The sequence below is a fragment of the Bradyrhizobium sp. BR13661 genome (assembly GCF_029892425.1).
Taxonomy (GTDB): Bacteria; Pseudomonadota; Alphaproteobacteria; order Rhizobiales; family Xanthobacteraceae; genus Bradyrhizobium.
The window spans coordinates 1-14,329 of the sequence record NZ_JARXWB010000037.1 but is presented as its reverse complement, the minus strand read 5'-3'; the positions used below and the strand labels follow the sequence as shown (position 1 = coordinate 14,329).

10 protein-coding genes and 1 pseudogene are annotated in these 14,329 nt (G+C 53.2%); 7 read left to right on the top strand and 4 right to left on the bottom strand.

What is annotated here, in order from left to right; all coding sequences use genetic code 11:
- Positions 1–15 precede the first annotated feature (15 nt).
- Both M2427_RS36715 and M2427_RS36710 read right to left on the bottom strand, forming a co-directional pair.
- Positions 16–1,371 (bottom strand): glycosyl hydrolase, encoded by a 1,356-nt coding sequence (locus M2427_RS36715; protein WP_280711684.1) that lies wholly within the window; start codon positions 1,369–1,371, stop codon positions 16–18.
- 855 nt (positions 1,372–2,226) lie between these two features.
- Entirely contained in the window at positions 2,227–3,366 is a 1,140-nt protein-coding gene (locus M2427_RS36710; protein WP_280711683.1) for an acyltransferase, read from the bottom strand.
- A 335-nt stretch (positions 3,367–3,701) separates the two neighbouring features.
- On the opposite strand from M2427_RS36710, the gene M2427_RS36705 reads away from it, so the two are divergent.
- Positions 3,702–4,814: a glycosyltransferase gene (locus tag M2427_RS36705; protein WP_280711682.1), complete on the top strand. Its 1,113-nt coding sequence runs from the start codon at positions 3,702–3,704 to the stop codon at positions 4,812–4,814.
- On the opposite strand, the gene M2427_RS36700 is transcribed toward M2427_RS36705, so the two are convergent.
- Positions 4,811–5,578 (bottom strand): metallophosphoesterase family protein, encoded by a 768-nt coding sequence (locus M2427_RS36700; RefSeq protein ID WP_280711723.1) that lies wholly within the window; start codon positions 5,576–5,578, stop codon positions 4,811–4,813. The genes M2427_RS36705 and M2427_RS36700 overlap by 4 nt on opposite strands.
- Before the next feature lie 206 nt (positions 5,579–5,784).
- Between M2427_RS36700 and M2427_RS36695 the strand changes: the two are divergent.
- The 6 genes and pseudogenes from M2427_RS36695 to M2427_RS36670 all read left to right on the top strand — a co-directional run bounded on the left by M2427_RS36695 (position 5,785) and on the right by M2427_RS36670 (position 13,340).
- A pseudogene (locus M2427_RS36695) lies at positions 5,785–6,982 on the top strand (IS701 family transposase).
- A 341-nt stretch (positions 6,983–7,323) separates the two neighbouring features.
- A complete protein-coding gene (locus M2427_RS36690) occupies positions 7,324–7,938 on the top strand; it encodes a hypothetical protein (protein WP_280711681.1) in 615 nt (204 codons plus the stop codon).
- Between the two features lie 45 nt (positions 7,939–7,983).
- Positions 7,984–10,245, top strand: coding sequence for a polysaccharide biosynthesis tyrosine autokinase (locus M2427_RS36685; protein WP_280711680.1), 2,262 nt, complete (start codon positions 7,984–7,986; stop codon positions 10,243–10,245).
- A gap of 197 nt (positions 10,246–10,442) precedes the next feature.
- Entirely contained in the window at positions 10,443–11,000 is a 558-nt protein-coding gene (locus M2427_RS36680; RefSeq protein ID WP_280711679.1) for a hypothetical protein, read from the top strand.
- A 700-nt stretch (positions 11,001–11,700) separates the two neighbouring features.
- The gene (locus M2427_RS36675; protein ID WP_280711678.1) at positions 11,701–12,375 is read left to right on the top strand and encodes a sugar transferase; all 675 of its coding nucleotides are present in this window, start codon (positions 11,701–11,703) and stop codon (positions 12,373–12,375) included.
- Positions 12,376–12,701: 326 nt separating this feature from the next.
- A complete protein-coding gene (locus M2427_RS36670; RefSeq protein WP_280711677.1) occupies positions 12,702–13,340 on the top strand; it encodes a transglutaminase-like cysteine peptidase in 639 nt (212 codons plus the stop codon).
- A gap of 268 nt (positions 13,341–13,608) precedes the next feature.
- On the opposite strand, the gene M2427_RS42170 is transcribed toward M2427_RS36670, so the two are convergent.
- Entirely contained in the window at positions 13,609–14,172 is a 564-nt protein-coding gene (locus M2427_RS42170) for a hypothetical protein (RefSeq protein ID WP_348521968.1), read from the bottom strand.
- Between the last annotated feature and the right edge of the window lie 157 nt (positions 14,173–14,329).

The following is a 14,329-nucleotide window of genomic DNA, read 5'->3' as shown; positions in this document are numbered from 1 at the left end:
GTGGCGTCGATGCGGTCATTGGATTTCGATGACCATGGCATGATCTCCGATGGGCAGAGTTACGCTAGCGACATCCGCCCAGGAGTTTATTGGAGCGCTCGAGATGGTGGTGTCAAAGAGCCGAACCTTGGCGTGTTTCTTTCCGAAATTGATTGTTACGTCAGCAGACGTAGCAACGCTCTCACCCCATACAACCAACTCAAAAATACCACCGCTCTTCTGTAGTAGCAAATCATGCACGGTTGACGATGCATTCACAAGGACATAGTCCAGCGTCTGCGGATTTAGGACATCGCTATCGTCAGCCAATATCGAAGTCAGATTGTGGATGTATTTGGCGGCAAGCTTTGGTGTCCAGTTGGCATGAAATAGCCCTTGGCTACCGCCACCGCCCTCGCCCTCGCCTAGCTGATAGATAAATGTATAGCTCCAGCCGCGCTTAAACTGTGCAAGATAGGTGTTTACGAGCGTCTTGCCCTGAACATCCTCGCTTGTTGGGTCGGGAGCATCCCAGCCGGTCTCTGTCGTCACTCGAGGCAGAGTAAGCAAATCAGCCCGAGAATATCCCTGATAGCGCTTTTTCCACGTAACCCCGTACTCACCGAACAAGCCATCCCATCGACTATTAAGGGTTGGATCAGCAGCCTGCCAAGCTTGGTTATCCTCTAGCACTCCGTTGGCACTTACATAATTGTGCACGTTTGCATAATCCGCAAACTCAGTCCCTGCAGGGAGCAAAGTTGTGGCGCCCTTAGGAATAGCAAGAAATTGCAATCCGACATTGTCCGTTTCCGCGCCCCCTTCGGATACGTGAAAGACGGGATATTTTTGAAGCTCTGGGTCTTGCTTGACCGCAGCAAAAATATCCCGCTGCAGGTTGGCCACAGGTAGCCAGCTCATGGACGTTCCACCTCCTTGCACCCCACCATAAGTTATCGGAAAATTGTTGGGCTCGTTTGGCCCTTCAATGGAAAGCAAAGCGCCGGCCCGAGCCAGAATTTTGGCCGCCGCGATCAGGTTAGTCACATCGAAGCCGAGCAAGTCTATTCGAACGCCAGTTTGATTATGCAGCAACATAAGACCTGGTAGATTGAGCCCGCTGTCACGGATATTTCGAACCCCGAGATATCGCAACGGCAAAACATATGAACCTGGATTATAGCCTTGGCTGACGTGCGTATTGACGCCCAGAGAATTCAAAAAATTACTGCAGCTGATGGCCGGCCCCAAAGACCTAGGCTCTGCGTCTGCGACCCTCGTATTGAAAGGGTTAAATAGATAGGCTGCCAAGGACATCAAAACCAAAATTCCAGCCCCGATCGGCAAAGGCGCTCGCATCGTTGATTGCCTCTCATATGTTTCCTGGATCACGATCTTATCGTTTTATCTTGGTTTGTTTGGCGTGCACAGATGCGTCCGCGGGTGCTTCGGTCAAGATATCTACATCCGTTGGGCTTTCATGGAACGCACTCTACTGCGCGCCGCCGGTGGTGACATCGGCCGCCAGCGCTGGCCAACGGCTTTACCGACGATAGCGCTGTACGGGCATTGTCGCGGACAGGACTCATCGAGTGACCGCGGATGGCGCCTTGACTGACCGCGGTTTCTGGGGTGTCAGCTCCGCTAAAGGCCGATTATCCTAATCGCAGCGTCGGCAAAAATCTGAATCGTGTCCGGGCACACTCATATGGCCAATCGCATCCAGGGTTCGGGATTGCGGGCGCGAGAGGGTTTGAAGCGAGGCCCTTTCCAACGTGTGTTCGCAACAGTGGTCGCTGGCATACTGATCAAAGTGCTTTGATATGGCGCCGGACTAATCTGTAGAGCTAAGCCGCGGTCTTCGTAGATTTTGCGCGGCATACGGCAAAGCTGCTGAGTCAATTCGGATGGCTAGCTGATGTCAGCAAGGTCCATTGCTCTGGGTTTTCACCTGAGTCTCGCTGGTGCAAGATCCTGCTCGCCATTTGTATCGCAGCTTGGTTTCAATCCAGCACTTAGGCACTTTTCTGCGCAATCGCAGACCGAGTTTATGATTGACCGGGCATCTTCTAGTACGCGGCGAGCGCTCAGTCAGTCATGGACATCCCTGGAACCGCAAAGCCTCCCGCGGCAGATTGCCGCAATCCGTTGTTGATACATATCCTCACCCAAGTGAGGAGCGAGCTTGTGTCCACGCTCACGTGGGCGACTTAGCAATTAGCATAAGAGCACGGTCATAGAATTGTTCTAGCTTTTCTTCGACATCAAGGAAGAACTTATGCTGTGTCCGAGTCGGATCAAAGAGCGCTCCCACGTGGCGTAGGAGGCTTGTGCCAGTGCGACGGAACAGCACCAGACGAATAGAAAGAGAGACAGACGCCCCGGCAGCGACATTTGTTCTGGAACGGTACCTATGGCTTCGGCGGAGACAAAGATTATCAAAGCGTGAAACAAATAGCCTCCATAAGAGGCTCGACCAACAGCAACCAATGCGCGATGATCTACTATTTTAAACACGCGCCAGCCTGAAATAGCACCAATAACGCAAGCTGCGGCCGCAACGTCTATTGCGGCGTAGACGAATACTTCCCGTCCTTCACCAAACAAAATACCAGAAAACACGTTTCGAAAAACGTCAATGCCGCTCGCCCCGTTTGAGACATTAACTAGAACATACGTGACGAAGTAAAAAATCAAACTTGCAAAAGCAAAGAAGGCAATCCGGTTGGACCTGCTCGGGTGCGACCGAATATCGTCCTCAAAGTAAGCGAGGATCGCCCCGAGCGCAAACGCATCGAAGTGCCCGCAGGATGAAGCATAGATGCTAAACGCCATCTTTTCGGATGTCCATGGATACGCCACCACGAGACCTGCCATTAGCCATCTCAGTAAGGGTCCAGAGATGACGATTAACATCAGACCTAAGATCGCCTGCTTTCTTTGGCAGAGCAGGATTAGAATCGGGAAAAGAACGTAAAATTGCTCCTCGACGCTGATCGTCCAAAGATGGCCGAAACCTGGGAACTGCGGAACGTCTGTGAAGATCATCCGCCAGTTGTAGGTGAACGTGTAGAGATAAGGCAGCTCCTGCCACGGTCTGGGCCATTTGGTGATCCAAACAACAACAAGGCCGAGGAGGATGTATGCCGCATATAATGGAATGATCCGAAACGCTCTCCGGACAACGAATGAACTATAATGAGCCCAGACCGGCGGCCTGAATTCGACTTTTTCGCAAATGAGGTTTCGAGAAATGACAAAGCCGGAAATTACATAGAACAGCCAAACTCCGGTCCATCCACTCGGAAGCAGCCCGCAGTGTTGCGCAATAACCATGCTCATTGCACCACACCTGAGCAGATCGATCGATTGCACCCTGCCAAGCATGGATTTAACCTACACGAGAAACTAGACAAATTGACGAGTTAGCGAATGATGTACGAATAGCTTTCGAGGCGCGGACGGTCAAATTGGGCCGGAACGACTTCACGACCGTGCTACTTCGCTGGCAGGACTCAGAATCTCATAACACATCGCTTGTTGAGAGTGACGGTTAAGCTTGAACATGTGAAATTAAGTTTACCGGCAGACTTTAGAAGGACGTCGAAGCATTCCAGCGATCTTTCCACTAGATTGACGAGCTAGCTATCGTATCTGGCGTTTTAGATCTAGAACGCGAAATCTTCAGAAAACAGTTTGCCTACAATTTGGATTGCCTCAGCATGAAGGTTGCTATCGTACATTATTGGTTGGTGGGCATGCGCGGAGGCGAGAAAGTCGTTGAAGCTCTCTGTGACATGTACCCCGAAGCCGATATCTTCACCCATGTATATGTACCCGAGATGGTCTCAGAAAAAATTCGTCGGCATAGGATTGTTCCCACTTTTATCAACTCATTGCCGCGCGCCTCAAAGATGTACAAGACTTACCTCCCCTTAATGCCGCTTGCGCTCGAGCAGCTTGATTTGAGCGGTTACGACTTGGTCTTGAGCAGTGAGTCCGGCCCCGCCAAGGGAGTGATAGCAGCACCCGACGCCTTCCACATCTGCTATTGCCATACGCCAATGCGCTATATCTGGAATATGTACGCTGATTATAGAGCCAATGCTGGATTGATCACCCGCTTGATGATGCCCCCGCTGGCGCACTACTTGCGGCTTTGGGACGTCTCCTCATCGGTGCGAGTGGATCGTTTTATTGCGAACTCGCAGGCAGTAGCGTCACGAATTAAAAGATATTATGGGATCAATTCTGAAGTGATCTACCCTCCGGTAGACATTGATGCATTTTCGATCGCGCCGGCTGGCTCCTTGGAGGACTATTATTTGATGGTGGGCGAGCTTGTTTCGTACAAGCGGCCCGACTTAGCCGTGCGCGCATTCAATAGGATGGGGCGCAAGCTCGTAGTCATTGGGGGAGGCGAAATGCTAAATGAAATTCGCCGTCTCGCAGGCCCGACAGTGACGGTTCTCGGCCAGCAACCCTTCGACGTTTTGCGAGAGCACTATGCAAAATGCCGCGCCCTTATTTTCCCAGGCGAAGAGGATTTTGGTATGGTCCCCGTCGAAGCAATGGCCAGTGGACGCCCAGTACTCGCTTACGCGCGCGGAGGCGCACTCGAAACGATCGTGGAGGGCACATCAGGGGCCTTTTTTACGCAACAATCCGAGGAAGCAATAATTGCAGCGGTAGAAGACTTTCGAGACCAAGACGTCGATTCTAAAAAAATCGCCGCTCACGCTCGAAACTTCAGCCGCGAACTCTTCATGGAAAAAATGCGGATGAGCATAGATCAAGTAACTGGCACCAGACGTTCTACGCATCGCCCAAGTTAGGGTGTGTCCGTATCAATAATCGATATCTGGTCATGCTCTAGTACTAGGCAAGTCAATCGGCCAGAACTGTATGCGCCTGTGTCGATGTTTATTCTATTGGGCTGGACGTCGACGCAAACCGTCGGCGTGTGACCATGAACAACGATTTTGCCAAAGTCGCGGTTCGAACGGAGAAATTCATCGCGGATCCAGAGCAGATCCTCTTCTCGCTGTGCTGACAGATCAATAGCTGGTCGGATGCCCGCATGTACAAAAAACATATCATGACAGACGAATTGATTTTTTAGTCCCCCGAAGAAGCGAAAATGCGACGATGGCAGAGCATTCTGGAAAGCGATCTGAATCGCGACAGCATCACGCCGATCAGGACTGATAACGGGAGTGACACCGTAAGATTGTAAGGTCTCGAGCCCCCCGAGACGCAACCAATTTGGCATAACAGATAAATCGGTCAATGAGCGCATCGCGATGTGCTCATGATTTCCCTTCAAGAACACGCACTCATACTTAGCCGCTGTTTCGACAAGCCGGCTTACTGTTTCTCGCGATTGGGATCCACGATCGATATAGTCTCCGAGAAAAACCAGCAATTGGTGACGCGTGGGACGTTCACTCAAGTCTCGGTCAACTTTCGACAGACATCTATCGAGTAGATCGCATCGACCATGAATATCTCCAAAGGCATAGATTCGAAGATCCTCTGGGAGCGAGGCTAGTCGTTTAACGAGAATCGGAAATCTGGTCAGATTTAGAGGGCGAGACATCATATGACCAATTGAGACTCCGAGTTTACTTGCCGGTCGTTGTTCCTCGCCCAAGTTCGATCTGGCATCAATTGTATCGGACAAACAGTTTCAAATCGCCGATCTACGGAGATCGTTCTAGTCTTACTCAGTCATTCTGTCATCCCCCGCCGGGCAGAGGATCAAATATTTGAAGAAATTCAAGATTTAGCACGTTGGAGGGCCAGATGGATCTCCATCGGAGTGGTGACAGCGAGGCACGGTTTGCAACGTATGTAGCAGGGCTCGGAAGCGTAATCGGTCAAGACCGGCGGCGCGGACGGCTCCGGCGTGGACCGCGGCACAGCATCAATCATTGCTGCATTCTTGTCGGGAATGCGACCTGGTCGGACGAAGACGTGCTGGCCAAGGTGCGGGAGATGGTGTTACCGGCGGTCGAGAAGGACGGGCCGATCGAGGCGTGGATCATCGACGACACGTCGTTCCCCAAGCAAGGCAAGCACTCTGTCGGGGTGCAGCACCAATATTGCGGTCAACTCGGCAAGCAGGCCAACTGCCGATTGGCGGTGTCCTTGTCGATCGCAAACCATGCCGCAAGCCTTCCGGTGGCTTATCGGCGTACCTACCGGAATCCTGGACCAAGGATCGCGCACGCCGGAAGAAGGCGGGTGCTCCGAAGGAGATCAAGTTCAGGACCAAGCCGGAGATCGCGCAGGAACAGATACGCTGGGCTTACGAAGCCGGCTTGCCGCGTGGCGCTTGATTGATGGATACGGCCTACGGCAATGGCTCGCGGCTACGCGCGGGCATGACTGCCTTGGGCGTGCTCTATGTGGCCTTGCCGAACACCTTGATTTGGCGACCGGTACCGGCCACGGCGCCAGGACAGGCCGCTGAACAATTCCGGCCGACGCGACGAGCCCGATCCGGTCTCGGCCAAGGAAATGATGCTTGCTCTACCGAGGCGGGCCTGGCGCACGGTGACGTGGCGGAAAGGCTCAGCCGACTGGCTGTCCTCGCGCTTTGCACGTGCGCGCGTCCGTGTCGGGTACATCAAGCCGGTCCCCGAGAAGCTGTTGCCGGAGTGGCCGTTGATCGAATGGCCTGAAGGAGCAGAGCCGACCAAATACTGGCTCGCCACGCTGCCGGAGACCATCAGCTTCGAGCGGCTCGTCGACCTCGCCAGGCTGCGTTGGGGCAACGAGGGCGACTATCAGGAGCTCAAGCAGGGGGGCGGGCTTGGTCACGACGAAGGACGCGGCTGGCGCGGCTTCCATCGTCACGCCACTCAGTGCATCGCAGCCTACAGCTTCCTGATCGCCGAGCAGGCGAGGTTTCCCCTTTGGACCTCGGTCCGCCACGCCAATCCCGGGATCTCGCTTGCCCGCCGATTATCGACCCAGAGGCTCCGCTCGCGCGGCCTGAGCGCCACATCCCGAATTCGCTTGCAACGATGCGTGCCCGCTTGATCCAGGCGCTCATCAAAACATGGCCACGATGTCCATGCTGCGGCGCCAGTGCAGCATCAAATGAACGTCGGCGCCCATGACGCAGCAAGACTAGCGCGAGCTGCGCTGGATTAAACGGGCGGGACAAGCGAATAGAAAACAGCTGTTTTAAATCAAGTACTTACAGTAAGAGATGAAGAGCCCGCCTCTTTACAGTCAACCATATGCCAAAAAGGCCGATTGATAAGGCTGCCGCCAGTGCTATAGGTGGTATTAAGGGAGAATAAGTCCCCGGAAACAGATAGTTGCGTGACTTCCATGAAAGCAAAAGCGATATCCTTGTGCTTTTTGCCGTTGTTTGTGATGGCCACTAATGATGCGCAATCGGCATGCCTTTCACCGCCGATCCCACAAGAAGCGATCACTCAGTTTAAAGCCGACCCTAAAGCTGTCGTTCTGGCGGATATGGACGCGCGCACGCTGGAGGCGACAACCCGAGACCTTTCGGGAACAGATGCTTCGCTCGCAATCGAGCTTGTTGAATTGGCTCGCGAGGCGATGCCGCGATTTCGAACTGCGATCGCAGCCGGGTTGGCGCAGGCAGCAGCGGCTTGCGTTGGTACTGATCAGCAAGCTGCACTTCTCATTCAACAAGCTGTCGCGAGCTTTGAGGATGGACAGTTTCAAGCATCGTTTGCGGCTGTTGCGGGTGACCTCTCAACTGCGGCGACAGAAGCGGCCGCCTCCAATGCAAATAGTTCGGCTGGAAGCGTGGTGATTGTCAATCCGAATGCGGCAGCCCGACTGGCCTCGTCAAGCAAGGGCGGCGCTGTCTCGTCGTTGGTACAAATCTCAACGGGCATCGCCAACGTCACAACAGGCAATGCGACAAAGTCGACGACTGCAGCGACCATTGTTAGTCCAACACGTTGAGCTATTCCCAATCAATGCGGGTTGGTCCGCTTGAAGGATGTTTAGATGAATATTGCGGGCCAGTTTTCGCCTTACGCCTCGGCGCCCGACACTGCCCCGCCTGCCGGGACAATATCTCTATCTCATATTCGCGACTTTCTAAGTCGACAGTGGCGCCTTATTATCACTATTACGGTTTTCTGTATCGTTCTCGGTGCCACATACATCGCCCTCTCGCCGTTCAGATATACGGCGCAAGCCGATATGATCATCGACACAAAACGAGTGACGTGGACCCAATCCGAAATGGCGTCCGAAAATCGCTCGGTGGACGACGCGCAAGTTGAAAGTGAAATCGAGACCACAAAGTCGGAGAAGGTCGTCACAACGGTCATTCGCCGGCTGCACCTTGACAGTGACCCCGAATTTGTCGGGATGAGCGATGGAATTATGCACCGCGTTCGAGTTTTACTCAAAATACCCGTGAGTAAAACTCCCGAAATCACCGAGAACGAGCGCATGCGGCGCGTGATAGCGACCGTTAGAGACAATTTGCGAGTGACCCGTCTCGGACGAAGCTACATCCAGCAGATCTCTTACACTTCGCTCGATCCGAACAAGGCCGCAACTATCGCGAATGCATTTGCGAATGCATATATCGAGGACCAGCTTCAAGCCAAATTTGAAGCCACTCGCCGGGCTAGCGTCTGGCTGGAGGAGAGAATCGGAGAATTACGCGAGCAGGCAAGCAAGGCCTATAAAGCTGTCCAAGACTTTAAGGCGGAGAACAACATCATCATTGGAGTGGATGGCAAACTTGCGAGCGAGGTTGAGCTGGACCAACTCGGCATAGCATTGGCAAAAGCTCGTGCCGACACCAGTCAGGCGCGTGCAAAATTGGATCGCATCTCTCGCGTGCTCGAGCAAAGGCCGACGACTGACAATCTCAAAATTCCTGATCCGGTAGTGACCGATGCTCTGAGCAATCCAGTAATCACTAAGCTCCGGCAGCAATTCCTTGATGACCAAAACAAGGAGTCCGAATGGAGCGCCCGCTACGGGGCAGACCACCAAGCAGCACGGAACCTTCGCTCAGAAATGGCGGCGCTTCAGCGGGCCATTTGGGATGAGATTGCTCGCATCGCTGAGAGTTATAAGAGTGAGCTCCAGATCGCAAAGAGCCAAGAAGACTCTATCGACAAGAGAATGATCGAGGTATTCGAAAAATCTGGATCCGCGAGGCAATCCCAGGTTCGCTTGCGCGAACTCGAAACCGCAGCGACGACGTACCGCGGGATTTACGAAACTTTTCTTTCTCGCTTCACTCAATCCGTTCAGCAACAATCGTTTCCGTCGACCGAAGCTCGGGTCGTAAGCGAAGCATCGCAACCTCGGACGCCCAGCTCGCCCAAAATCGGTCTTTCCATTGCGCTCGCGACTCTTTGCGGCCTCCTTTTGGGGACCGCCATTGCCTTCGCACGCGAGCAAATGAGCCGCCAGATCCACACTCGCGCTCAGCTTGAGGGACTTCTCGGTACAACATGCTTAGCTGTTATACCTGCGGTGACGGTGCCCAAGAAACCAGCACTTAGAACGACGAGACATCCATCAACTGAAAGATCTGCGTTCCGTCAGATCAGTGAGGTCGCTCCTTTCTCTGCAACGGCGGAGGCGCTTCGATATATCAAAGTCGCAATAGACCTCCACCCCTCGGGGGGCAAAGTCATCGGAATCGTATCGGCACTGCCCGGTGAGGGAAAAACGACCGTCGCAGCAGCGTTTGCTGCATTCGTTGCAAAAGGCGGCGCGCGTACATTAGTGATCGACGCAGACCTCAGAAACCCTTCCATGACAAGAGCGCTGGGCTATGCTGGTGCGCCGGGCCTACTCAATATGGTTGCCGAGAAATCCGAGTTCTCCAATCTTGTCATAACCGATTCTAAATTTAAGTTCGATTTCTTGCCTGCATCAACACAGATCAAGCCATCGAACAGTTCGGATATTCTGACCGCGCCCAATGTAAAGGAAATGCTCAAATCTGCCGAAACTGAGTACGATTATGTTTTGGTCGATCTTCCGCCAATTCTGCCTGTAGTCGACGTCAAAGCAGCCGCAGAGCTTTTCGATGCGTTTGTTTTGGTTGTCGAATGGGGCAGCACGTCAACTGATGAGATTGTCAAAGCTGTGAACACTTCTCCAGTGGTTGCAGAGCGACTTCTTGGAGCGGTCTTAAATAAGGCGGATGAGGTCGTCATGCGCAGGTTCGAAGGATATTCGGATCGGCAGTACAACTACTACACGAACGATGTGACGACCGGAGCGTCCTAGATTTGGCGCGAGACGTCGAACTTCAGACACGATCAGAACTGTACGCTCGAAGGGTAGCTATTCTAGCAATCTGTGCTAGCGCTTTCTTTTGGGCTGCTCGGACGCTTCCAAAAAGTTTAGCGGTTGACCGCTTTCGAAGCGTTGCCGCCGAGCTGCTGAGCTACGAGCAATATAGTAGCGCTAGTCTAGCAAGCATGTTGAGTGATCAAGCTGCACTCAACCTTGACCCGTGCGATACTTACGCTCAGCGCGCGTTAATGCTCGCCGAGATTCCCCTCGTTGAACTCTCACTCAAAAGAGGGGCAGCGGCTGAGTTCGACTCGCACGTTCATGCACTTGAGTTGCGCGTCGAGCAGATTCTCCGCTGTAATCCTCGCGATTCGTTTGCCTGGCTGGTCGCGTTTAATCTCCGCATCATCCACGGCCAACTTGACGTTAGAACGTTTCAATTTCTAGACACGTCATACGACACCTCGCCCAATGAAGTATGGATAGCGATTCGTCGCTTATTGGCAGCAATGCCGTTCTTGGATGAGGCGCCTCCGCAAACACGTGCAAGAGCTGCGAGCGAGTTTAGACTTCTCGTCCACAACGGCCTCTTCGACGAAGCCGCCCGATCTTATTTGGTCGCGTCTGATTCTATGCGGGCTATGCTTATGATCGAACTTCAAGAAGCGACGCAGGTCGAACGAGAGCGCCTGCTTCGTTCGTTGAAAAGTCTTGATCTAGTCAACCAGCCATCGAGAAGAAGTTAGCTCCAGTGCTGGTCTGGTTTGCTGGACAAGGGCAGCAGCCAATATCGCGCTAGCTAAAACTGGATGGGTTAGTCTGAATTGGTTTGGATTCCATAATCAGGGTATCTCTGATCACCATGCTGGCTGGATGGGAGGCCAGCATGGATGAGAAAGCCCTATTCTCTGGAGCTCCGTAAGCGTGTCGTAGCCGCGATTGAGGGCGGCAAAGCAGTGCGCCAACTCATCCGTTCGGTCGGCGCCAAACTCTTCTTCCAAGATACTCGACTGACCTGAACCCGATTGAGCAGGTCTTTGCCAAGCTCAAGCACCTGCGCCGGAAAGCTGCCGCATGAACCGTCGTCGACACGGGCTGCGCCGCGTGCACTTCATTATGCCTAGTTTGGTCGTTTGATCCAATATTCGCGAGAATTGGCAGTTCTTCTTCTTCCGGTAATTCGAAATGGAGCTCGCGGGGGGGGCCGTCTAAATTTGGCTCCTGAGCTGATCAACAAAAAGACAAACTTTGGCCTCGAACCGCCTAGACAAATCGCACAGAAAATATAGTTAATAACGCCAAATGCTTAGCGATTTATATTAACGGTCGAGGTGCCAGCAATTGAGGCTTGCTTGAATTGTGCACTGCCCCTTTAATTGATAAAAAGGAGTTAGAGGCCGAAGTAAATTTGGATCTTTAGTTTAAAGTTGCATTAAGGAGTGCGAGATGAGTAGTTTCGCGGACATTGGTGGCGATCTAAAAGTTGTTGCGGTTAGTCCTTCTCACCCCATAGGTATGACCTCAAAAAGGCTGGTAGACATCGTTATCGCTGCGTCGGCAATATTGTTCCTTGCCCCTCTGTTTGTGCTTTGTTTCTTGCTAACTGTACTGAGCTCTCCAGGCCCGGTGATTTTTCGACATAAGCGCATCGGCTTCAATGGGCGTGAATTTGGTTGCTTCAAATTCCGTACGATGGTGACAAACGCTGAAGAGTGTTTGCGTCAGTTGCTTGAGGCCGATCCTGCTGCTGCTGCAGAATGGGCTGCCACTCGGAAGCTGCGTAGCGATCCCAGAGTGACCCTAATCGGCGGTATCTTGCGTAAATCAAGTCTTGATGAGTTGCCTCAGCTCTTCAATGTCATCAAGGGTGATATGAGTATTGTTGGCCCTCGACCTGTTACAAGGGATGAACTCGCGATGTACGAGGGCTCGCAGGGCGCGTACCTATCGTGCCGACCCGGAATTACGGGCCTGTGGCAGGTGAGCGGCCGGAGCAGCACTACCTATAGCAAGCGAGTTGCTTGCGATACATTCTATGCTGCGAACTGGTCTATGCTTTTGGACGCCAAGATTTTGATTGTAACAATACCGGCGTTATTGCTTTCCGAGAATGCTTGCTAAGGGCGAGCGGAAGCAAGGACGCTTTCGTTGGAGCGTGCTTCTAGTTTTCATACCCCTCTTATCAAAAATGAAGTCCGACGCTGGTCGTCGGGGCACTTGGTAGCGCAAGTCAAGGATCGTATGCGCCTCTGTCAGATAGAACTTTTTAGATAGAGAAATGCAAAGATGCTTCATACAGCCAATACCGCTGGGACTTGTCATCCCCTCTGGCACCTAGTGGCTTCTATAGCGCTGGGCAAATGATAAGAAAGAATTAACGCACTAATTGCATGATGCTCCGAGTGGCGGCGCGCTATGTCGCCACCTAACATGCTCGGACATCAATAGTGTTACCTTTTAGGTCGATTCTCTTCGCGATCGCCGCAGCTCTTTCGATCACCGGCCTGCAAGCGCGAGAACAGCTACCGCCAGGTTGGATTTCCGCTGCCCCGATTGTGGAGGGAAAACCGACGTTGGCTCCGTTTCAACATGTCAGATTTTGTATACGCTACCCGAGCGAATGTGACGCCGGCACGTCAGGAAGCGACAAGATCGAGCTCAACTCTAAGACGCTCGAAGTTCTGAAGCGCGTCAATCGAGATGTAAATACTTTGATTTCTCCCATTGCCAAGGATTATGGCGTCGCGCTCCAGGATGGATGGACGATCGCTCCGACCGCGGGAGACTGCAACGACTACGCCGTAACTAAAAGACATCAGCTCGTCGAGAACGGAATACCGTCCGGCGCTGCACGCCTGGCCGTCGTTAAGACACCGTCCGGCATAGGGCATCTTGTGCTTATCGTATCCACGACCCAGGGCGATCTGGTCTTGGACAATCTCACCGACGCAGTTCGAATTTGGCAAAGTACGCCATACTCCTGGATCAAAATACAGTCGGCAAACAATTTACGTTTTTGGTCCGAGGTAAAGCCGACACAATCCATACTTTCCGACGCATCTAGAGTACGCGTCGCTAACCGCTAAGAGTTAGCGCGTTACAACGGTCGACCGTTCCACTCCACAAAGTGGCTCTTGGAAATGCCCAGGCGGGACCACCGACGTAGATGCGCCCAGCAGGCGGCTCGGTAGCGGCACCGGCGTTTGATGCTTGGTGGTCGCGCGCCTGCCAATCGCCAGCCGATAGAAGATGCCGCCGTCCAAGTCGACGAAAGACTTTCCCGGCGCACGGAACGGCGAGGCGCTTGCGATAGCCCCCGCCCTGGTGCCCGTGTAGAGACCAATCAAAATGAACCTAGCAACGTGTCTTAGGGGCCTCTTGTCGGTTTCGATCTTCTGTCCCTTCAACGGTCCCACATGGATCGTCTGCGTCTCTCGATATCGCCAGCACATCCAGAGCAACTTCGCCGCCTCCTGACGGGTTGCGATGAGTCGGGGAGCCCGCGTGCTCAAGAAGAAAACCTTGGTCAATCCGCTTTTCGATATCAATCGGGCCGCCATCATCTACCCTACCCACGAACGCAGCCGTGATCTGTTTGCCATCGTGAGCCATCATCGGCTCAGGCTCCCACTGCACGAACATTATCGCATCTTGTTCCAGAAGTTCCTCGAACACCTTCATTCCCATACGATTGCAGAGCAGTGGAGCGATGACATTCGCGCCAGTTACACTTAGCTGAACGGTGTCGAATAAGAGCAATTGCTCAAATAGCGATTTCTCCACTGCTCGAAGCGGTATCGAGAAAGTTGGGGACGCCTTGGCCAACGGTGAGTAGTTTACCGTTGTGCTACCCGGTGATGGGGCCGAATGTTCGGTCCGAAATTTTTTCAGCTCCGAGGAGAATACCTTTAGGCTCATGCTCTCACTCCAGTCCGCGCCGCTCATGGAGCCAATTCTTTATCATGATATCTGACGTCCGGTTGTGATGCTGTGGACGGCTCCTCCACGGGCACGAGAGTGCCAAGGAGTGGGCGCCGTTTGAGGCTCCCACGATTCGGAGGAGCAGCCTATGCAG